Source organism: Streptomyces winkii (assembly GCF_032248595.1).
In the GTDB taxonomy this organism is placed as follows: Bacteria; Actinomycetota; Actinomycetes; order Streptomycetales; family Streptomycetaceae; genus Streptomyces; species Streptomyces winkii.
Genome location: NZ_JASTTH010000011.1, coordinates 171,086 through 190,091, shown reverse-complemented (window position 1 = coordinate 190,091; position 19,006 = coordinate 171,086). Strand labels below are relative to the sequence as shown.

Below are 19,006 nucleotides of genomic sequence, written 5' to 3'. Positions count from 1 at the left end.
CCTCCGTCCGCGGTCGGTCGCGCTCTGCGAGTTCGCATACGTACGTACGTCCCCGTCCCGTCCGCATGTCCCGTCGCCCCGCGCCCGAAACGATGTTGCTCGGCCGTACCGCGCCCGGTACCGCTGCCCGCGCCCCCGCGGTCCGCGCCCACGTCGCAGAATGGGCACATGACGCAGAACACGGATGGCACACCGGACCCGGCGATGCCGGAATGGGAGAAGCGCTTCCGGGCGCCGCGGGTCTCGCTGCCCGACTGGGCCGAGGACGCACCGGACCGCTCGCTGTACGTCTCCAACGTGACCGGCACGTTCGAGCTCTACGCGTGGGACCGGGCCACGGGCGAGCACCGCCAGGCGACGGACCGGCCCAACGGGACCACCGACGGCGTGCTCACGCCCGGCGGGGACGAGATCTGGTGGTTCTCCGACACGGACGGCGACGAGTTCGGGGTCTGGATGCGGCAGCCCTTCAAGGGCGGCGACGACGAGGCGGCCGTCCCCGGCCTCGCCCCGTCCTTCCCCGCCGGGCTGGCCATCGGGCGCGACGGCACCGCCGTCGTCGGACGCTCGACCGACGAGGACGGCACGACGATCCACCTCTGCCGCCCCGGCGAGGAGCCCGTCGAGATCTACCGGCACCGCGAGTCCGCGGGCGTGGCCGACCTCTCCCACGACGGCACCCTGCTCGTCGTCGAGCACACGGAGCACGGCGACGCGATGCACTCCGCGCTGCGCGTGATGCGCCTCGACGGCACCACCGTCGCCGAGCTCGACGACACCGAGGGCGGCACGAAGGAACTCGGCCTCTCCGCCCTCGGGTTCGCGCCCGTGGCCGGGGACTCGCGGCTGCTCATCGCCCATCAGCGCACCGGCCGCTGGGAGCCGGTGATCTGGGACCCGCTCACCGGCGCCACCACCGAGCTCGCCGTCGATCTGCCCGGGGACGTGAGCGCCGACTGGTATCCGGACGGCACGTCGCTGCTCGTCTCGCACAGCCACCAGGCGCGCAGCGACCTGTGGCGCTACGACATCGGGAGCCGCGAGCTGACCCGCGTCGAGACGCCGCCCGGCTCGGTCGCCGACGCGACGGTACGGCCGTCCGCCGCGGGCGGAACGGAGCGGGAGACCGAGACGGGCACGGAGCCGGCGACGGACGGCGTGAGCGTCGAGTATCTGTGGTCGTCCGCGGCGCAACCGCCGCAGGTGCGCTCCGCCGCGGGAACCGTCGTCCTCGATCCGCCGGGCATGGCGGCCCCGCCGTCCGTCCCCGTCGAGGACGCCTGGGTGGAAGGACCCGCCGGGACGATCCACGCCCTCGTCCAGCGGCCGCAGGGCGAGGGCCCGTTCCCCACGGTCTTCGACGTGCACGGCGGCCCGACCTGGCACGACAGCGACGCCTTCGCCGGGCAGCCCGCCGCGTGGGTCGACCACGGCTTCGCCGTCGTACGCGTCAACTACCGCGGCTCCACCGGTTACGGACGGGCCTGGACGGACGCGCTCAAGCACCGCGTCGGCCTCATCGAGCTGGAGGACATCGCGGCGGTGCGCGAGTGGGCCGTCGCCTCCGGTCTCGCCGATCCGCGGCGACTGGTGCTGGGCGGCGGCTCCTGGGGCGGCTATCTCACGCTGCTGGGGCTGGGCACGCAGCCCGAGGCCTGGGCCGTCGGGCTCGCCGCGGTGCCGGTCGCGGACTATGTGACCGCGTACCACGACGAGATGGAGGCGCTGAAGTCGCTGGACCGCACCCTGCTCGGCGGCTCGCCCCAGGAGGTGCCGGAGCGGTACGAGGTCTCGTCACCGCTGACGTACGTCGACGACGTCCGGGCACCGGTCTTCATCTCCGCCGGCGTCAACGATCCGCGCTGCCCGATCCGCCAGGTCGAGAACTACGTGGAGCGGCTCGAACGGCGCGGCGCACCGCACGAGGTGTACCGCTACGACGCCGGGCACGGCTCGCTCGTCGTGGAGGAGCGGATCAAGCAGTTGAGGCTGGAGATCGACTTTGCGCTGAGGCATCTTCCCGGTCCGGCTCCGGACGGGGCTCCGGCTCCGGCGTGAGCCCGAGCGCCGCGTCCTGGGCCAGCTCCCTGTCCCGGCGGAAGAGGCGGAACCACATGAAGACCACGAAGCCCGCGAAGACGAACCACTCGGCGGTGTAGCCGAGGTTCTGGAACGCCTTCATGTCGAGGCCGGTGTTGTCGGGGCGTACCGGCGGCACCGGCTTCAGCTTCGAACCGGCGGGCATGTGCTGCACGGTGATCCACGCGTCGTGGACGTCGTACGGCACGACGTTGACGAGCGCGGCGGCGCTGATCATGCCGAGCTGGCCCTCGGGCAGGCCGCCGCCCGTCCGCACGCCCGGGCTGCCCTCGGACTCGGACGCCTGGAGCGCGCCGGTCACGCGCACCTCTCCGCGCGGCGGGGGCGGGACGCGGGAGGGGTCGGCGTCGCCGGGCAGCCAGCCCCTGACGACGGGAAGGACCTTGCCCCGGTTGCCCTTCTCCCCGGCGCCGCCGGTCTCGCCCGTCCCGCTCGTTCCGCCCTTCGGCGCGTGCGTACGCAGCAGGGACAGCACGTAGAAGCCCCGCTTGCCGTCGAGGACGCGGCCGGGCACCAGCAGCGGCCGCGAGGTGTCGTAGCGCCCGGTGACCTCGGCCGTGCGCCCGCTGGTCCGCGCGTCGACGGGCAGCAGCCGCGACAGCGGCTCGGGCCTGGCGTGATCCGCGCCGGCGACCGTCCGCTGCTGCTCCTCGTGGCTCTCGACCCGCGCCTCGAAGCGCGAGAGCTGCCAGGTGCCCATGAAGAGGCACACCGGGATCGCCAGCACGGAGAAGAGGTTGATCCCCCACCACCGCGGGGTCAGCAGGAACCGGTACACGCCTCCACGGTACGGGGCCGCGGCACGGCGGTGGTGCGTGGGTCGAGCCGCTGCCCGGCCCACCCGGTCCCGGGCGCAGGCCGGTCCGGGCGGCATCGGCCGCAGCGGACGGCGTGAGCCGGTGCCGGCCGGTATCAGACAGCGCCGGCCGGACTCGGCCGGCGTCAGTCGGCCGCGAGAACGCCCGTGCGGTAGAGCGTGCCCGCGCACGCGCCTTCCAGCTCGGTGCCCGCCGCCGCCGGATCGCCCACGTCCGGGACGTGGGTGAGCACGACGCTGGCCTTCTTGTCCGTCTCGCCTCCACCGCCGCCCGAGTCGCCCTCGTTGCCGCCCGATTCGGGAGTGCCGGAGCCGCCGGAGTCACCCTCGTCGCCGCCGCTGTCGTGCCCGCCCGAGTTGCCGTTGTTGCCGCCCTGGCTGCCCTCCGGGCCGTTGCCCTCCTCGACCTTGGGCTCGGGCGGCCCGTTGCCTTCGCACTGGCTGGGCACCCAGGCCCACTTGACCTCGTAGGCCTCCCCGGGCTTCAACACCAGCTCGCTGGGCGCGAGATCCGGGTCGGGAAGACCGGTGGCGTCGTCGCCCGCGGTGTGTTCGAGGATGTTTATCCGGTCGATGTCGGCCCGGCCGCGCGCGGAGGCGTCCACGGCGCCCTCGCCCTCGACGGTGCAGGCCTCGGACGAGGTGTTGACGACGCGGAAGCTGCCGTAGACCTTGCCGTCGGAGTCGGGGTTGCCCTCGCTCGCCGAGCCGTCGCCGAGCTGCTGCCGTCCGCAGCTGGGAGCGCTCGTCCTGATCTCGTCGTTCGCAGCGCCGCCGGAGGCCTTGCCCTGTGTCGGGGACGGGGACGCCGATCCGTAACCGCCGCGCGAACTGCCGCCGTTGCCGCTCGCGCCGCCCGACACGCTGCCCTGACCCTGCGCGTGGCCGGGGCCGCCGCCACCGCCCGCGCTCTGCGACTGGTCGTGATTGCCTCCCGCGTTGACGGACGAATCGCCCGGGAGGCCGGGCAGCAGGCCGCTGCCCACGATGCCGGGAACGCCCACTCCCGCGATCACGACGGCTGCCGCGGCGCCGACGAGGGCGCGCCGGCGGTGCACACGCCGGGCGGGCACCGCGTGCCGCAAGTAGCTGAGGGACTCGGGGGACGGTTCGATGTCGCGCACGCTCTGGTGGAGCATCCGGCGCAGGGCCGCTTCGATCTCGCTGTCCTCGCCGCCGGCTCCGTCATCGGCGCCGCCATGGGCACGGCCGTGACCGCCGTCGCCACCGCGACCTCCGCCGCCCGTACCGACGAGCCCGCCACCGGAGCCGCCCGCTCCGCCGTGCCCGCCGGGAGCAGCCGGCGGCACCGCGCCTTCTGCGTCGGGCATCTGCCGCCCGTCTCCGCCGTGCAGCTGCGGCTCAGGACGCGCGGCGCCTTCGGACGGCAGCGGCTCATGACCGAACCGCCCCGGTCCGTCCGGGAATTGAGTGTTGTACGAAATGTCGGTGTGGTTCGAATGCATCGCTGTAACCGCGTCTCGGACCGCGTCCGGCCCGGGGGCGGGAGGCGGTGCGTCAGGGAACTCCGGCGGACGCGGCAGGTACGGAGCGTCCGGGAGCGCGGGATCACCCGGTGTGCCCGGGAGTTCGGAAAGTCGGTCGGCTTCCGGCAGCTCCGGATCGTCGATCTGCGGAGGGTCCGGAATCTCCGGCTGATCATAGATGCCGGGGGTCTCGGGGATCTCGGGAGCCTCTGGGAACTCCGGCATATCGGGAAACGCGGGTGGCGGCGGGATGTCCGGCGCCGGCGGGATCTCGGGACTCCGCAGGATGTCCGGCGCGTCGGGGATCGCGGGCATCTCCCCCGGGCCGTGCACGTCCGGGACGTCCGGAACACCGGGCAGATGCGGCAGATCGGGCGCCTCGGGGGACTCGTGGTGCGGCACGTCGGGAGCGTCCGGCGCGTGCGGGGTCTCCGGGGCGTGCGGGGTCTCCGGGGCGTGCGGCCCGTCCGGCAGATCGGGCTCCTCGGGACCGGTGCCCGCATCGCTCTGCGCATACGCGGCGGTCTGCCCGTGCGCTGCCGGAGGCATCGGGCCGTGGGCGTGCTGCTGCTCGCCCGTGCCGTACTGCTCGGCCCAGCCGTAGCCGTACTGCTCGCCCGCACCGAACTGGTCGTGCTCCTCCGCCTGTCCGGCATGGGACCGGCCGCTGAGATGCAGACCCCGCTCGTACGGGCCGCCGGGCTCGCACTCCACGTCCGCCAGCACGCCGGCGCCCGCCAGCCGCACCAGCTCCCGCAAGCGCTCGCTCAGCACGTGGTCCTGCTCGTCGTACGCACTCATGAGGCCGCCTCCATCGCGACCCTGAGCGCGGCGATGCCCCGCGAGCCGTACGCCTTCACGGAGCCGAGCGAGAGACCGAGCACCTCGGCCACCTGCGCCTCGGTCATGTCCGCGAAGTAGCGCAGTACCAGCACCTCGCGCTGGCGGCGCTGGAGGCCGCGCATGGCCTGGATCAGTTCGTCGCGCTCCAGTTGCTCGTACGCGCCCTCTTCGGCGCTCGCCATGTCGGGCATCGGCTTGGAGAGCAGCTTCAGACCGACGATCCGCCTGCGCAGCGCGGAACGCGAGAGGTTGACGACGGTCTGGCGCAGATACGCGAGGGTCTTCTCGGGGTCGCGGACGCGTTTCCGCGCCGAGTGGACACGGATGAAGGCTTCCTGCACGACGTCCTCACAGGAAGCGGTGTCGTCCAGCAGCAGGGCCGCGAGCCCGAGCAGCGACTTGTAGTGGACGCGGTACGTCTCCGTCAGGTGGTCGACTGTCGTGCCCGCTGCCATCGCGTCGTCAGATTCCGCGCCTTGGGCCGGGACGCGCGTGGGACGCGTGGCGGACCACGGCGAGATCACCGGCATGCCTCCGGTGGTGATGCCGGAGGTGCCGGGTGCCGTCGCGAGTGCTCCGAATGCTTCCGCCACGCTTGTTGGACACACACTCCCCCTACAGGGTTGTACGCGTTTGCCATCGCCCTAGACGATCGTTCGAACGCGCTCATGCGTACCAGCTCTTCCCGGATGCCCCTACAGTCACAGCGCCTCACGAATCCAGGCAGTGGACACAAAGACGCCCCACGTCCCGGCCCCGGTTGCACCGGCCGAGGAGGGAAATTCTCGTCGAGGCGTCCCGAGCCCGCCAGTGCAAGAGCCTTACTTGAGCGAGAACTTCGTACAGGGAGGCGTGCATATCGCTGACTGTCGACAGTCCTCACGGCATCGCGCCAACCCCCTGAGAGCACCGCGCCCGCGGGAAATCCGGTTGTCTTCGCCGGACCGTCCCGCGAGCCTGTGCCGGATGAGCGAAACCGCAGCGCCCCCGGCGATCGACTCCGCGCTCGTACGGGCCCTGATCGCGGCGCAGTTCCCGCAGTGGGCGGATCTTCCCGTCGAGCCGGTCGCGGCCGGCGGCGTCGACAACCGCACGTTCCACCTCGGCGACGGGATGACCGTCCGCCTTCCGAGCGCCGCGGGATACGCACCGCAGGCCGAGAAGGAGCAGACGTGGCTGCCGGTGCTCGCGCCGCGGCTGCCGCTGCCGGTGCCGGCCCCGCTCGCCAAGGGCGAGCCCGGCGCGGGCTATCCCTTCCACTGGACGGTCAACCGGTGGATCGAGGGAGAGACCGCGCGCCCCGAACGCATCGGCGATCTCACGGAGTTCGCGCGCGACCTCGCCGGATTCCTCACCGCGCTCCAGCGGACCGACGCGTCCGGCGGGCCGCCCGCCGGAGCGCACAGCTTCTTCCGCGGCGCCTCGCTGACGACGTACGACGCCGAGACGCGCCATGCCGTCGAGACACTCGGCGCGCGCATCCCGGCGAGGACCGCCACGGAGATCTGGGAGACGGCCCTGAGCGCCGCTCATCAGGGCCCGCCGGTCTGGTTCCACGGCGACGTCGCGTACGGGAATCTCCTCGTCAGGGACGGCCGCCTCGCCGCCGTGATCGACTTCGGATGCTCCGGCGTGGGCGACCCCGCCTGCGACTTGACCATCGCCTGGACGCTGCTGTCGGGCGAGAGCCGCGAGGTCTTCCGGGAGGCGATGTTCGCGGGCGGTCACGTCGACTCCGCGACGTGGGCCCGCGGGCGCGGCTGGGCGCTGTGGAAGGCGCTCATCACGCTGGCGGGGTTCATGGGCGACGGCGGCGGCCACGGAGCCGAGGCCTCGGCCACGCTCGACGCGGTGCTGAGCGAGTACGACGAGCAGCGGGCCACCCGCAAGCCCGGAGCCTGAACGGCTGGGCGGCAAGCCCAAGGCCGGAACCCGAAGCCCCGAACCACCGGGGGCCCGAACAACCGGCGCCCGAACACCGATCAAGGCCGGAAGCCGGACCAAGGCCGGGTGGCGCCGATCGCGCCCCCGCAGACCGCCGACGTCCACGAAGCGGATCGCGCCAGAGGCGGCGACCACGCCAAAGGCACCCATCACGCCCGGAGGCCACGCTCACGCCCGAGGCGCGGGCCGCGGCCGCTGGGCCGGGGTCTCCTCCGCCATGGCCCGTTCCGCGATCTGCACCATGTTGAGCGCCGCGCCCTTGCGCAGATTGTCGGCGCACACGAACAGGTCCAGCGTGTGCGGGTCGTCCGGCGACTGCCGTACGCGCCCGGCCCACGCCGGATCCGTCCCGGCGACGTCCGCGGGGGTCGGGAAGTCGCCCTGCGCGGGGTCGTCGCACAGCACCACTCCCGGCGCGTTCGCCAGGATCTCGCGGGCACGCCACACCGACACCTCGGCGCCGAACCGCGCGTGCACGGACGTCGAATGGGCCGTGAGCACCGGCACCCGTACACAGGTCGCCGCGACGGGCAGCTCCGGCAGCCCGAGCACCCTCCGCGTCTCGTCCCGGACTGTCAGCTCCTCGGAGGTCCACCCGCCCTCGCCCATCTCCCCGGTGAACGGCACCACGTTGAGCGCGACGGGCGTGCCGTCCGGATCGCCCGGGCCCGCCGCCGCGCCGAAGGACGACCCGCGCCCCGTGGCCACCGCCCGGCGGATGTCGCCCGGGTGCGTGCCCAGTTCGGCTCCGGCGGCCTCCGCCGACGTCACGGCCGCCAACTGCCCGCGCAGCGCCTCCACTCCGGCGCGCCCCGCCCCGGACGCCGCCTCGTACGAGGAGAGGACCAGCTCCTCCAGGCCCCACTCGGCGTGCAGCGCGCCCACCGTCACGATCATCGAGAGGGTCGTGCAGCCGGGGCTCGCGACGACGCCCCGCGGCCTGTTCCGTACGGCGTCGCCGTTGAGTTCGGGCACCACGAGCGGCACGTCGGGATCCATGCGGAACGCGCGCGAGCCGTCCACCACGACCGCGCCGAGCCTCGCCGCGACCGGCACCCAGCGCGCCGCGGCCTCCTCCGGCACGGCGAAGACCGCCACGTCCACGCCGGTGAGCGCCTCCTCGCTCAGCGCGCGCACCGCGATGCTCTCGGCCCGTACGTCCCGTACGCGCCCCGCGGAGTGCTGCGACGCGAGCAGGCGGATCTCGCCCCAGACGTCGGCCCGTTCGGACAGCAGGGAGAGCAGCACCGTCCCGACGGCACCGGTCGCACCCGCGACCGCCAAGACGGGCTTGCCCGTGCGCCCGCCTCCGGGACGGGCCGCACGGGCGCCGGGCGTCACCGCCCTGTGCCTCCGTAGACGACGGCCTCGTCGCTCTCGCTGTCGAGCCCGAACGCCGAATGCACCGCGCGCACCGACTCGTTGACGTCGTCCTCACGGGTGACGACGGAGATGCGGATCTCCGAGGTGGAGATCAGCTCGATGTTGACCTCGGCCTGGGAGAGCGCCTCGAAGAAGGTCGCCGTCACGCCGGGGTTCGTCTTCATCCCGGCGCCGACGAGCGAGATCTTCGCGATCTGGTCGTCGTAGCGCAGCGAGTCGAATCCGATGGCGCCCTGCGCCTTCTCCAGTGCCGCGATCGCCTTGCGGCCCTCGCTCTTGGGAAGGGTGAAGGAGATGTCGGTGAGGCCCGTCGACGCCGCCGAGACGTTCTGCACGACCATGTCGATGTTGACCTCGGCGTCCGCGATCGCACGGAAGATCACCGCGGCCTCACCCGGCTTGTCCGGCACTCCGACAACCGTGATCTTCGCCTCGGAAGTGTCGTGTGCGACACCGGAGATGATCGCGTGCTCCATCGACTGTTCCCCTTGCCCGCTCTTCTTGCTCTGCCCGCTCTTCAGCGCGGCCTGTGCACCCGGGGTGCCCTCGCCGTGCCCCTCGTACCCGCCCGGTGGCTCGCTGCTGACCCATGTTCCGGGCAGCCCCGAGAAGGACGACCGGACGTGGATCGGAATGTTGTAGCGGCGGGCGTACTCGACGCAGCGGTGCAGGAGCACCTTCGAACCGGAGCTGGCCAGCTCCAGCATGTCTTCGAACGAGATCCAGTCGATCTTGCGGGCCTTCTTCACGACCCTCGGGTCCGCTGTGAAGACGCCGTCGACGTCGGTGAAGATCTCACAGACGTCCGCGTTCAGCGCCGCGGCCAGGGCCACAGCGGTGGTGTCGGAGCCGCCGCGGCCGAGGGTGGTGATGTCCTTGCTGTCCTGTGAGACGCCCTGGAAGCCCGCGACGATGGCGATGTTGCCCTCGTCGACGGAAGTCTGGATACGGCCCGGCGTGACGTCGATGATCCGCGCCTTGTTGTGCGCGGAGTCGGTGATCAGGCCCGCCTGGCTGCCTGTGAACGACTGTGCCTCGTGCCCGAGGGATTTGATCGCCATCGCCAGCAGTGCCATGGAGATGCGCTCTCCGGCGGTCAGCAGCATGTCGAACTCGCGTCCCGTCTGGACGGGGGAGACTTCCTTCGCGAGATCGATCAGCTCGTCCGTCGTGTCACCCATCGCCGAGACCACGACGACAACCTGGTTGCCGTTCTTCTTGGCCTCGACGATCCGCTTGGCAACGCGCTTGATGCCCTCGGCATCGGCAACGGAGGAGCCGCCGTACTTCTGCACGACAAGGCCCACGTGTGCTCGCTCCTCGACTCTCAAGTCCTCGCGCCCTTCCCCCGCCTGCCTGGGGCGGCCGGGGCGACTCCCGTCCGGGAATCCACGGGTCGGCTCATTTTACCGAGAAGGCGTCCCACCCTCTCGTCCAGCGAGCAAACCTGCCCGTTCACGGGACGCCCACACGGGAACGTAAGACAGCTCACACGTGGCGGGCGGCCCCGGGGCCCGGGGCGGGGCCGCCACCAGGGACGACCGGCAGCAGCGCCGCGCGCACGACGGCGCGGGCCCACGTGCCGCGCGCTCCGGAAAGCCCGCTCCCGACTGCGAGTTCGGACGAGGCGGCGGACACCGCTGCCCCCGGTGGCCCGGGGCCCCTCTGCTCAGCCGGCCCGCCCGCCCTCCCGCCCGCCCCGGATTCCCCAGTATCAGCTCTGGCTTATATAAGCTGCTGCTTTTATATTGGGCGCGTGCACGCGTTGGATGTCCTGGGAGACCCGGTGCGCCGGCGGATTCTGGAGCTGCTCGCCGAGGGCGAGCAGGCCTCCGGTGCCGTCAGCGCCGTGATTCAGGCCGAGTTCGGCATCTCCCAGCCCGCCGTCTCCCAGCATCTGCGGGTGCTGCGCGAGACGGGTTTCGCCTCCGTACGGGCCGAGGGCACCCGGCGGCTCTATGCCGTCGAGGCCGCACCCCTGCGCGAGGCCGACGTATGGCTTGAGCGCTTCCGTGGCTTCTGGGAGCAGAGGCTGGACGCGCTCGGCACCGAGCTGGCGCGCGGCAGACGCGAACGCCGCGGAAAGGGCGCCGGCTCGGAGACCGGCAGCGAGGAGCAGTGATGAGTGACATCGTCGACCAGATCAACGACATCCACCGGGAAGTCGGCAGCAGGCGAGTGGGCGAGGAGGAGGCCCGCACGATCCTGTTGCGCCGCACGTACACCGCCGCGATCGAGGACGTCTGGGACGCCTGCACGGACGCGGAACGGCTCAGCCGCTGGTTCCTGCCCGTCAGCGGCGACCTGAAGCCCGGCGGGCACTACCAGCTGGAGGGCAACGCCGGCGGGGAGGTCCTGCGCTGCGAGCCGCCCCGCTTGCTCAAGGTGAGCTGGGTGATGGGCGAGAGCCCCGGCTTCAGCGAGGTCGAGGTGCGGCTGAGCGCCGAGGGCGAGGACGAGACGACCTTCGAGCTGGAGCACGTCGCGGTCGTACCGCCGCAGTTCTGGGACCAGTTCGGCCCCGGAGCGGTCGGCGTCGGCTGGGACCTCATGGTGCTCGGGCTCGGGCTGTATGTGCAGGGCGGCACGGTCGTCGACCACGAGGCGTTCGAAGCGTCGGACGAGGCGCGGGAGTTCATGACGCGCAGCAGCGAGGCGTGGGGCGCGGCGTACGGGGACTCGGGCGCGCCCGCGGACGTCGTCGCGGCGGCCGTCAGCGGTACGACGGCCTTCTACGTCCCGCCGCGCGAGGACGGCGGCGCCTGAGGCCGGGCCCCTGGCCCCTGCCCCGGGGCGCCAACTCCCTTCGTACGACACCGAGTTGACGGGGCGCGTCCGCGAGCCGCGGGCCCGCCGGCGTCTCCGGCCGGGCGGGACAGGGGGAGGCGGGGCCGCCCCGCGTCCCCCGTACGAGCCGGGCGGCCGGGCCCGCGCACCGGTTCCGCCCCCTCGACGCTAGGGGTCCGATGTCGGAGACTGCTGCTGGTCTGATTCCGGCCAAAGGGCTGGATGCCGACGCCGGTCTCCTACGGAAGGGCTCGTTCATGACCACGTGGCAGGTGACGGTGGAGCGTCGCATCGCGGCTCCGGTCGACCGGGTATGGCAAGCGCTGACCGACATCGAAGACTCTCCCCGCGTGATCGGCGAGATCGAGCGCGTCGAGATGCTCAGCGAAGGGCCCTTCGGCATCGGAACCCGCTGGCGGGAGACCCGCCGCATCTTCGGCAAGGAGGCCACCGAGGAGATGTGGGTGACGGCGTCCGAGCCCCCGAAGCGCTACACGGTGGAGTCCGAGTCGCGCGGCGTGCACTACACCTCGCAGTTCACGCTCACCCCCGAGGCGGACGACGCCACCACGGTCCACCTGACGCTCGACTCGGAGACGGAGAAGAAGAGCCTGAGCGGGACGATGGGAAAGTTCCTCGGCGGGATCGGCTCCAAGGCGATCGCCAAGTCCCTGTCCAAGGACCTCGCGGACATCGCCGCTTCCGTGGAGCCGCCCGGGTCCTCCGGACCCCGGCCCGCCTCCGAGGGCGGCTGACGCCGCCCGCACCCTCGGCATACGGCTCGCGTTCGCACACATCAGGTCCGGACGTCTGCCGAACTACGCTCCCACGACGGCCGATTGGCCCGTAATATCCCTGTATCGCACTCGCCGTCCAGCGCAGGGGGTCCCGTGGCCATCGACTATGTGAAGCGGCCGGCCGAATCGGCCGCCCGGCCCGGCCAGGGCCCGGCGGTGAGCCGGGAACGGCTCTCCACAGCGGCTCCCGGCCTGGTCAGCCTCTACAAGAAGGCGCGGGTGTCGCTGGAGAAGGCGGGCCTTCCGGACCAACGGGCCGCCGTCTACCTGGTGTTGGACCGCTCCGGCAGCATGCGCCCGTACTACCGCGACGGTACGGTCCAGCGGCTCGCCGAACAGGTGCTGGGCCTCTCCGCCAACCTCGACGACGACGGCAGGGTTCCCGTCGTCTTCTTCTCCACAGATGTGGACGGCGTCGCCGATGTGAGCCTCGACGCGTACGAGAACCGCATCGCCGCGCTCAGCGACGGCTTCGGGCACATGGGCCGCACCAACTACCACGTGGCCATGCAGGCGGTCGTCGACCACTACACGGCCTCGGGCTCCGCCGACCCGGCATTCGTCGTCTTCCAGACGGACGGCGGCCCCACCTCGCGCGCCGCGGCCGAGCACGTGCTCTGCACGGCGGCGCGGCTGCCGCTGTTCTGGCAGTTCGTGGGATTCGGCGACCCGGACAGCAAGCAGTTCGACTTCCTGCGCAGGCTCGACGAACTGCCCGTGCCCGCCAAGCGCGTCGTGGACAACGCGGGCTTCTTCCCGGCCGGCCGGGATCCGCTCACCGTCCCGGACGACGCCCTCTACGCGGCGCTCATGCGGGAGTTCCCCTCCTGGCTCACCGCGGCACGCGGCGCGGGCATCCTCCCGCGCTGAACTCCGCTGAACTCCGGGTCAGGCGTGCGGAGTTGTACGTACGGAGTGGTACGTGTCACCGCGGCCCGGTCGCCGGCGCGGAGCCCGAGCCCTCCGTGCCGCGCAGCCGCGCCTCGACGTCCTCGCGCATGCGGCGCGCACGCGCGTCGTCGTAACCCGCCAGGAGCCGCAGGCACTCGGTCCAGTGCCCTCGGGAGGCCTCCACGTCCTCGCCGTGCAGCGCGCGGGCCAGCCCGTCGAGCGCCACGGCCTCGCTCCACGCGTCGCCGAGTTCGCGGTGCGCCGCGGCCGCCCTGCGGTGGAAGCCGGCCGCCTCCTCGTCGCGGCCGAGCCGCCGATAGGTCTCGCCCGCCCCGTGCCAGGCCAGCGCCTCGCGGCTGCGGTCGAGCAGCCGCCGGTGGAGCATCGCCGAGCGGTTGTACGAGGTGAGCGCGTCGCCGTGCTCGCCGAGCGCCCGCTGCGCGTCGCCGAGCGCGATCAGCCAGCACCCCTCCGCGACGTGGCTGCGCAGGTCCAGGGCGATCTTCACCGCCTCCTCGGCGGTGTTGAGCGCGTCCCGCGGCTCGCCCCGGTCGAGAAGGATCCCGCTCAGAATCCACAGGGCGTTGCCCGTGCTGCGCGCGTCGTTCCGCCGGCGATGCGCCGCGAGGGCCTGTTCGATGTCCTCGGCGGCACGCTCCAACTCGCCTGCCTGGAACCGCACCTGGGCGAGATTGGCGAGCGCCACCGTCTGCCGGCGGGCCTCGCCCAGCTCCACGAACAGGGCCGAGGCCTCCTCCAGCCGCGTCTCGGCCCGCCGCAGCTCCCGCTTGCGCAGATGGACGAGGCCGAGCGCGTTGAGGGAGGCTGCCTCGCCCGCCCGGTCGCCGGTCTCACGGCGGATGCTCAGCGCCTCCTCGTGCGATTCGAGCGCCTCGGCCGCCCTGTTCAGCTTCGTGTAGCCGAACCCGAGGCTCGCCAGCAGCCTCGCCTGTGCCGGGCGGTCCCCCAGGCGGCGGGCGGCGGCGAGCCCGGTCTGCCCCATGGGCATCCAGTCGGTGGTCAGGGCGGAGGGTGCCTTCGCGTTCCACAGCACCGCGGCCAACTGCCATGCGTGCACGTCGAGTCCGGCCTTCGCCGCAGCGCGCACAGCGGGCAGGAAGGCGGCGTGCTCACGCTCGGCCCAGTCGACGGCCTGGTCGTAGTCGGCGAAGGAGACCGGCGTGACGCCCTCGGCGGGCGGCTGCGACGGCAGATGTTCCTCGTGCGCCTTGATCCATCCCTGCGCGGAGTCCGCCGTGTGCAGATACCAGTCGAGCACCCGGCGCAGCGCGGCCTCCCGCTCCTCCTCGGACTCCTCCTGCTGGGCCTGGTCGCCGGCGTACGCACGCAGCAGATCGTGGAACTCGAAGCGGTCGGGCGCCGTCTGCTCCAGCAGGTGCGCGCCGACGAGCACGTCGAGCAGCTGCCGTGCCCTGCGCACACTCAGCCCGGCCAGCGCCGCCACCGCGCCCAGCCCGAACTCCGGGCCCGGATGCAGGCCCAGCAGGCGGAAGAGGCGGGCGGCCTCCTTCGAGAGCGCGCGGTAGGACCAGGCGAAGACCGCCCGTACGGCTTCGGCCTCTTCCTCGTCGCCCGTACTGAGGGCGTCCCACAGCGCCGACTCGTCGCACAGGTCGTTGATCAGCTCGTCGAGGCTCATATGGGGGTGAGTGGCCGCACGTTCGGCCGCTATGCGCAGCGCGAGCGGCAAGTGGGCGCAGAGGCGGGCGAGTTCGGCGAGCTTTTCGGAGTCGTCGTCCGCGCGGTGGCCCGCCGTGACGGTACGGAGCAGCGCCACCGCCTCCGGTTCGTCCAGGGTGCCGAGCGTCAGCCGGTCGGCACCGTCGCGCACGGCGAGCGGGGAGAGCCGGCTGCGGCTGGTGACGATGGTGAGGCAGTGCGGGTTGCCGGGGAGCAGCGGGCGCACCTGTGCGACAGTCGCGGTGTTGTCGAGGAAGACCAGCATCCGGCGGTCGGCGAGCAGCGTGCGGTAGAGCGCGGCGGCGCTGTCGGGATCGGTGGGGATCGCGTTCGACGCGACGCCGAGTGCGGTGAGGAAGCGGGGCAGCACCTCCTCGGCGGCGACGGGCTCGCCGGGGTCGTAACCCCGCAGATTGACGTACAACTGGCCGTCGGGGAAGCGGTCCTTGACCTGATGTGCCCAGCGCAGGCCCAGCGCGGTCTTGCCTGCTCCTGCCGTACCGGCTATCACGCACACCGGAGGGACGAACGGGTCGCCGCCGGTGGTCAACGTCGCGTCGAGGCTCTGAAGTTCGGCGGTGCGGTTGACGAAGTGACGTAAGTCTCCGGGCAGTTGGCGCGGCGGCGGATGATCGCCCGCCCGCTGACCCGACTCGCCGTGCCGGCCGTGGAAATGGACGCCGCCACTGACCTGCCCTGCTTGCACGACATCGCGCGAGGACCCCGACAGATCCGAGTGGGTGCCGCCGGGGGCCGGTTCGTCTCCGCTGCTGTTACTGATGGCCTGCCACCTCAGTCGTCATCGGGGCAGGCAAGTGTGACACGTACCGGTCGACGTACGAGACGACCTCCTCGCCTTCCGCATAGAGCTGCTTGATGAATCCCTCCCAGCTCGCGATCAGTTCGGGATCCGTGTAGCGGACGCCTCCGTCGAGAACTCCCTCGTCCGTGTAGAGGACCTCGTAAAGCACCTGCCCGCCCAGCGTCACGACCTCCGGCAGCAGGCGCGCGCCCTCCATGAGCCGCAGCCTGTCGGCGTCGACCACCCGGACCGGCATGCCGCTCTCTCCCTGGACGCGCAGAGCGTGCAACTCCCACTGCATGTACGGCGTCAGCGGCTCCTTCACGACGCGCACGCGATGGAAGGCGCCGCCCCGCTCCCTGTCCTGCCGGGCGACGTTCCGCCAGTGGCTGCTCCGTGCGCCGGCCAGCCGCAGCGCCTCCTGCCAGTCGCCCCGCCGGAACGCCTCCCAGCTGGGCGAGGACCGCTCCTGGAAGTGCTGCCGCCGTTCGAACTTCCACCCCGGGCGGCCGGCGGGCGCGGCGTTCCGCCGGACGCGGAAGTCGCGCCTGTACTCGGTGAGTTCGAGCCTGACGCCGAGCGAAGGGTCGAGCGCGAGGCCGCCTGTCTCAACCATCGGAGATATCCGGTTTCGCGGCGCGCAGCGTACTGCCCGGGATGACGACCAGACGTTCGCCGGAGGCGATGGAGGCGTCCGCGGGAAGGCGCGACTCGTATGCCGCGGTGAGGTCGCGGCCGATGACCGCGATGTCGCCGTTGTCCAGCTCCCAGATGTCCGGACAGCCGTCGTCGTCCTCGGTCTTGCCCAGTTCCGCGGCGGACTTCCCCAGCCTCCGCGTGAATAACGCCGAGGGGTCCGCTTCCCACACCCGAGCCATGCGAGTACCTCCGCTGTCGCTTCAGACCTCGTAACGGAGTGTAAGGACGGCACTAACGCACCGCAACGGCACAACCAGCCAGATCAGCGGCCTGAGCAGCCCCCCGGGGCCCTGCGTGCGAGCCTCACTCGCGCCCGTCCACCCGCTCCTCCAGGAACACGGTCACCGTCTCCCCCGCCTGCTTGCCGATCGCCCTGCGCACCTCGGCCTTGACGGGCAGCTTGTGCGTGCCGTCGCCCAGAGCCATGAACGAACTGCGGAACGGATGCCCGTCGATCGTGCCCCGGACCTTCACCAGGCCGCGCGTACCGAAGTACTCGACGGAGTCGGGCCACACCACATACGTCCAGCCGCCCACGTCGGGGCCTCTGCGCAGCTGGGCGGTGAACCGCTTGTCCATGATCGGCAGGCCTCCTCGTCGTCCGCTTCACCGGTCCTGCCAGTGGGGACCGCGGGCGAGGGGCAAACTCATCGCGCGGGATAGCGGAGAACAGCGGGGACGGCACGCCGTACATCGACATCGCGCACCGTCCCGTCGCGCGCCATGCACGCGGCGGCCCCATCAGCCGCCGCGCGCCTGACCGTTCAGCTCCGGCGGCCGTCCGGCTGCATGCCCAGCGGGACGCCGATCTCGGCGGCCATCACCGCGCCCGCCTCCTTCTCCAGCGCGCCGTCGTCCTCGTCGGCGTTGCTGTCCGTGTCCAGGCCGTCGAGCGCGTCGAGCGGGGTGTCGAGACGTACGTGCGCGACCAGGGACTGAAGGGCCCGCAGCGCGGCGGAGGCGGTCGGCCCCCAGTTCGACAGGTACGAGAACTGCCACCACCACAGCGCCTCGCTGACCCGGCCCTCGCTGTAGTGCGCCATGCCGTGCCGGAGATCGGTGATCACGTCGGCGAGGTCGTCGGAGATGCGGCACGCGACGGGTGCGGTGCGCGGCTCGTACGGGTCGAAGACCTCGGAGTAGACGTCCACCGGGTCGAGCAGCGCGGCGAGCTTGAGGCGCATCTCGTCGACGTCCGGCTCGGGGCCGATGTCCGGCTCGTAGCGCTCGACCGGCACGAAGTCCTCATGGGCACCCAACCGGCCGCCCGCGAGCAGGAGTTGGGACAACTCAAGCAGCAGATAGGGGATCGCGCTGTCCGGGTCGTCGCCCTTCGCCACCTCGGTCACCGACACGATGAAGCTCTCGATCTGGTCGGAGATCTGCACGGCGAAGTCGTCGGGATTGTCCGTGATCGCGTTCAGAGTGGACTCAGACATCGAGCAACCTTCTTCCCTCGAAGGCCCGCCCCAGCGTGACCTCGTCCGCGTACTCCAGGTCTCCCCCGACGGGGAGGCCGCTTGCCAGGCGCGTCACCTTCAGCCCCATGCTTGAGACCATACGCGCGAGGTACGTGGCCGTCGCCTCCCCCTCGAGGTTGGGATCAGTGGCCAGGATCAACTCCGTTACGGCGCCGTCCGCGAGGCGTGCCATCAGCTCCCGGATGCGCAGATCGTCGGGCCCCACGCCCTCGATGGGGCTGATCGCGCCGCCCAGTACGTGGTAGCGGCCCCGGAACTCCCGGGTCCGCTCGATCGCGACGACGTCCTTCGGCTCCTCGACCACGCAGATGACGCTGCCGTCACGGCGCGTGTCCAGGCAGACGCGGCACCTCTCCTCCTGCGCGACGTTGCCGCAGACCTCGCAGAACCGGACCTTCTCCTTGACCTCTGTCAGGGCGTGCGCGAGGCGGCGTACGTCGGCGGGCTCGGCCTGGAGGATGTGGAAAGCGATCCGCTGCGCGCTCTTGGGACCGACGCCGGGCAGTCTGCCGAGCTCGTCGATGAGGTCCTGAACCACGCCTTCGTACACGGATTCTCCCGTTTCTGCCGTCGGACTCGTGCCGCCGGACTTCCGCTGTGGACGGGCCGCTCCCGGCCGCCGCGGCCATCGCTCCCGGCACGACTGCACCGGTCAGGGCCGCGCCCGTCACGGTCTTCAACGAGCGGCGACCCCGCGGCCGTTCCATCGGCCGGTGGGCGCGGGCCACCCGCGCACCGGTGTCAGAACGGAAGCCCCGGCATTCCGCCGCCTCCGCCGAGGCCCTGAGCGAGCGGGCCGAGCTTCTGCTGCTGGAGCTCCTCGGCGCCCGCGACCCCGTCCCGTACTGCCGCGAGCACGAGATCGGCGAGCGTCTCGGTGTCCTCCGGGTCCACCGCCTTGGGGTCGATGACGAGGCCCTGGAGCTCGCCGGCGCCGCTCACGGTCGCCTTGACCAGACCGCCGCCCGAGGAGCCCTCGACGGACGTCTCGGCCAGCTCCTGCTGTGCCACGGCGAGGTCCTGCTGCATCTTCTGGGCCTGCTGCAACAGCTGCTGCATGTCGGGCTGGCCCCCACCACCGGGAATCACGACTTGGCTCCTGGCTCGTCGACGACGTCTTGTCCGGCGCACCGCACGCTGTGCCCGCCGTGCGAGGTGCACACGCGGCGCGTGTGCTTCGCGCGGTCCGCGCTGTACGCCTTCTTCACCCGCGGTACGCAGGTGCCGTACGCGTACATCTCCATCTCGTAGACGAGCCTACGTGCTCCGTGCTG

The 19,006-nt window shown here is 72.0% G+C and carries 19 protein-coding genes; 6 read left to right on the top strand and 13 right to left on the bottom strand.

What is annotated here, in order from left to right; translation table 11 throughout:
• The first annotated feature begins 168 nt into the window (after positions 1–168).
• Complete coding sequence (locus tag QQM67_RS28890) at positions 169–2,058, top strand: S9 family peptidase (protein ID WP_314178053.1); 1,890 nt, start codon at positions 169–171, stop codon at positions 2,056–2,058.
• On the opposite strand, the gene QQM67_RS28885 is transcribed toward QQM67_RS28890, so the two are convergent.
• The 3 genes from QQM67_RS28885 to QQM67_RS28875 all read right to left on the bottom strand — a co-directional run bounded on the left by QQM67_RS28885 (position 1,976) and on the right by QQM67_RS28875 (position 5,777).
• Positions 1,976–2,878 (bottom strand): SURF1 family protein, encoded by a 903-nt coding sequence (locus tag QQM67_RS28885; RefSeq protein WP_314178051.1) that lies wholly within the window; start codon positions 2,876–2,878, stop codon positions 1,976–1,978. The genes QQM67_RS28890 and QQM67_RS28885 overlap by 83 nt on opposite strands.
• 164 nt (positions 2,879–3,042) lie before the next feature.
• Complete coding sequence (locus QQM67_RS28880; protein WP_314178049.1) at positions 3,043–5,205, bottom strand: hypothetical protein; 2,163 nt, start codon at positions 5,203–5,205, stop codon at positions 3,043–3,045.
• Positions 5,202–5,777: a SigE family RNA polymerase sigma factor gene (locus QQM67_RS28875; RefSeq protein WP_314178123.1), complete on the bottom strand. Its 576-nt coding sequence runs from the start codon at positions 5,775–5,777 to the stop codon at positions 5,202–5,204. Before QQM67_RS28875 ends, QQM67_RS28880 begins: the two co-directional genes overlap by 4 nt.
• A 436-nt stretch (positions 5,778–6,213) precedes the next feature.
• Here QQM67_RS28875 and QQM67_RS28870 point away from each other — a divergent pair, with 436 nt between their 5' ends.
• Positions 6,214–7,149: an aminoglycoside phosphotransferase family protein gene (locus QQM67_RS28870; RefSeq protein WP_314178047.1), complete on the top strand. Its 936-nt coding sequence runs from the start codon at positions 6,214–6,216 to the stop codon at positions 7,147–7,149.
• Between the two features lie 210 nt (positions 7,150–7,359).
• On the opposite strand, the gene QQM67_RS28865 is transcribed toward QQM67_RS28870, so the two are convergent.
• Together QQM67_RS28865 and QQM67_RS28860 are read right to left on the bottom strand one after the other, a co-directional pair.
• Complete coding sequence (locus QQM67_RS28865) at positions 7,360–8,532, bottom strand: aspartate-semialdehyde dehydrogenase (RefSeq protein WP_314178044.1); 1,173 nt, start codon at positions 8,530–8,532, stop codon at positions 7,360–7,362.
• Positions 8,529–9,881: an aspartate kinase gene (locus QQM67_RS28860; RefSeq protein ID WP_314178042.1), complete on the bottom strand. Its 1,353-nt coding sequence runs from the start codon at positions 9,879–9,881 to the stop codon at positions 8,529–8,531. Before QQM67_RS28860 ends, QQM67_RS28865 begins: the two co-directional genes overlap by 4 nt.
• A 440-nt stretch (positions 9,882–10,321) precedes the next feature.
• Between QQM67_RS28860 and QQM67_RS28855 the strand changes: the two genes are divergently transcribed.
• The 4 genes from QQM67_RS28855 (at position 10,322) to QQM67_RS28840 (ending at position 13,028) form a co-directional block, all read left to right on the top strand.
• Positions 10,322–10,696 (top strand): ArsR/SmtB family transcription factor, encoded by a 375-nt coding sequence (locus QQM67_RS28855; protein WP_314178122.1) that lies wholly within the window; start codon positions 10,322–10,324, stop codon positions 10,694–10,696.
• Entirely contained in the window at positions 10,696–11,340 is a 645-nt protein-coding gene (locus QQM67_RS28850) for an SRPBCC family protein (protein ID WP_314178041.1), read from the top strand. Before QQM67_RS28855 ends, QQM67_RS28850 begins: the two co-directional genes overlap by 1 nt.
• A gap of 278 nt (positions 11,341–11,618) precedes the next feature.
• Positions 11,619–12,116 carry an SRPBCC family protein gene (locus QQM67_RS28845; RefSeq protein ID WP_314178039.1) on the top strand — a complete coding sequence of 166 codons (498 nt, stop codon included), beginning with the start codon at positions 11,619–11,621 and terminating at the stop codon, positions 12,114–12,116.
• Positions 12,117–12,251: 135 nt separating this feature from the next.
• Positions 12,252–13,028 carry a vWA domain-containing protein gene (locus QQM67_RS28840; protein WP_314178037.1) on the top strand — a complete coding sequence of 259 codons (777 nt, stop codon included), beginning with the start codon at positions 12,252–12,254 and terminating at the stop codon, positions 13,026–13,028.
• A gap of 55 nt (positions 13,029–13,083) precedes the next feature.
• Here the strand turns inward: QQM67_RS28840 and QQM67_RS28835 are convergent, their stop codons facing one another.
• The 8 genes from QQM67_RS28835 to QQM67_RS28800 all read right to left on the bottom strand — a co-directional run bounded on the left by QQM67_RS28835 (position 13,084) and on the right by QQM67_RS28800 (position 18,976).
• Positions 13,084–15,456 (bottom strand): ATP-binding protein, encoded by a 2,373-nt coding sequence (locus QQM67_RS28835; protein WP_314178034.1) that lies wholly within the window; start codon positions 15,454–15,456, stop codon positions 13,084–13,086.
• Between the two features lie 67 nt (positions 15,457–15,523).
• Positions 15,524–16,168, bottom strand: a complete 645-nt coding sequence (locus QQM67_RS28830) for a DUF6879 family protein (protein WP_314178032.1) — start codon at positions 16,166–16,168, stop codon at positions 15,524–15,526.
• Complete coding sequence (locus QQM67_RS28825) at positions 16,161–16,430, bottom strand: hypothetical protein (protein ID WP_314178031.1); 270 nt, start codon at positions 16,428–16,430, stop codon at positions 16,161–16,163. The genes QQM67_RS28830 and QQM67_RS28825 overlap by 8 nt, the downstream gene beginning before the upstream one ends.
• Before the next feature lie 124 nt (positions 16,431–16,554).
• A complete protein-coding gene (locus tag QQM67_RS28820) occupies positions 16,555–16,830 on the bottom strand; it encodes a DUF1905 domain-containing protein (protein WP_314178029.1) in 276 nt (91 codons plus the stop codon).
• A gap of 185 nt (positions 16,831–17,015) precedes the next feature.
• The gene (locus tag QQM67_RS28815) at positions 17,016–17,690 is read right to left on the bottom strand and encodes a DUF5063 domain-containing protein (protein WP_314178027.1); all 675 of its coding nucleotides are present in this window, start codon (positions 17,688–17,690) and stop codon (positions 17,016–17,018) included.
• Entirely contained in the window at positions 17,683–18,282 is a 600-nt protein-coding gene (recR, locus tag QQM67_RS28810) for a recombination mediator RecR (protein ID WP_314178025.1), read from the bottom strand. The genes QQM67_RS28815 and recR overlap by 8 nt, the downstream gene beginning before the upstream one ends.
• A 191-nt stretch (positions 18,283–18,473) precedes the next feature.
• Positions 18,474–18,821 (bottom strand): YbaB/EbfC family nucleoid-associated protein, encoded by a 348-nt coding sequence (locus QQM67_RS28805; RefSeq protein WP_314178023.1) that lies wholly within the window; start codon positions 18,819–18,821, stop codon positions 18,474–18,476.
• Positions 18,818–18,976, bottom strand: coding sequence for a hypothetical protein (locus tag QQM67_RS28800; RefSeq protein WP_314178021.1), 159 nt, complete (start codon positions 18,974–18,976; stop codon positions 18,818–18,820). The genes QQM67_RS28805 and QQM67_RS28800 overlap by 4 nt, the downstream gene beginning before the upstream one ends.
• Positions 18,977–19,006 lie beyond the last annotated feature (30 nt).

What these genes read in the sequence shown, in the direction of transcription:
- QQM67_RS28825 (WP_314178031.1), bottom strand. Translation starts at nt 16,430, where the DNA reads ATGGCTCGGGTGTGGGAAGCGGACCCCTCGGCGTTATTCACGCGGAGG.
- QQM67_RS28815 (WP_314178027.1), bottom strand. Translation starts at nt 17,690, where the DNA reads ATGTCTGAGTCCACTCTGAACGCGATCACGGACAATCCCGACGACTTC.
- QQM67_RS28800 (WP_314178021.1), bottom strand. Translation starts at nt 18,976, where the DNA reads ATGGAGATGTACGCGTACGGCACCTGCGTACCGCGGGTGAAGAAGGCG.
- QQM67_RS28880 (WP_314178049.1), bottom strand. Translation starts at nt 5,205, where the DNA reads ATGAGTGCGTACGACGAGCAGGACCACGTGCTGAGCGAGCGCTTGCGG.
- QQM67_RS28870 (WP_314178047.1), top strand. Translation starts at nt 6,214, where the DNA reads ATGAGCGAAACCGCAGCGCCCCCGGCGATCGACTCCGCGCTCGTACGG.
- QQM67_RS28875 (WP_314178123.1), bottom strand. Translation starts at nt 5,777, where the DNA reads ATGCCGGTGATCTCGCCGTGGTCCGCCACGCGTCCCACGCGCGTCCCG.
- QQM67_RS28830 (WP_314178032.1), bottom strand. Translation starts at nt 16,168, where the DNA reads ATGGTTGAGACAGGCGGCCTCGCGCTCGACCCTTCGCTCGGCGTCAGG.
- QQM67_RS28850 (WP_314178041.1), top strand. Translation starts at nt 10,696, where the DNA reads ATGAGTGACATCGTCGACCAGATCAACGACATCCACCGGGAAGTCGGC.
- QQM67_RS28820 (WP_314178029.1), bottom strand. Translation starts at nt 16,830, where the DNA reads ATGGACAAGCGGTTCACCGCCCAGCTGCGCAGAGGCCCCGACGTGGGC.
- QQM67_RS28845 (WP_314178039.1), top strand. Translation starts at nt 11,619, where the DNA reads ATGACCACGTGGCAGGTGACGGTGGAGCGTCGCATCGCGGCTCCGGTC.
- QQM67_RS28890 (WP_314178053.1), top strand. Translation starts at nt 169, where the DNA reads ATGACGCAGAACACGGATGGCACACCGGACCCGGCGATGCCGGAATGG.